At 66.6% G+C, this 398-nt stretch carries 1 protein-coding gene; it reads left to right on the top strand.

Annotated elements, in window-relative coordinates:
- A partial coding sequence (locus tag DY467_RS25930) for a GGDEF domain-containing protein (RefSeq protein ID WP_164639916.1) occupies positions 1-398 on the top strand: 398 nt, incomplete at both ends.

The following is a 398-nucleotide window of genomic DNA, read 5'->3' as shown; positions in this document are numbered from 1 at the left end:
TCTGATCGCGGCGCTCGCCGAGGCGATTGAAGAGTCCGCGCGGTTTCGCACCAGCCTGTCGTTCATGCTGGTCGGCATCGACCATTTGGCGCGGGTCAACGATTCGTTCGGATTCGACGTCGCCGACGAAGTCATCTCGACGATCGCCGGGCGGATCCGCAGCCGGCTGCGTGCCGGCGACCAGCTCGGTCGGGTCCCTGGCAACAAATTCGGATTGGTTCTGAAGAACTGCTCCATTGACGATGCGCAAATCGCGGTGGGGCGATTTCTCGCGGCGGTCGGTGGCGAGATCGTGCCGACGCGGTCCGGCCCTGTGTCGGCCACCGTGTCGATCGGCGCGGTGAGCGCGCCGCGTCACGCGCGCGATGCCGAGGAAGCGATCAACCGCGCCCAGGAGG

It is taken from the genome of Rhodopseudomonas sp. BR0G17 (genome assembly GCF_010907025.1).
In the GTDB taxonomy this organism is placed as follows: Bacteria; Pseudomonadota; Alphaproteobacteria; order Rhizobiales; family Xanthobacteraceae; genus Rhodopseudomonas; species Rhodopseudomonas palustris_H.
Note: the sequence above shows the minus strand (reverse complement) of the source record. Positions and strands in the feature narration are given on the sequence as shown.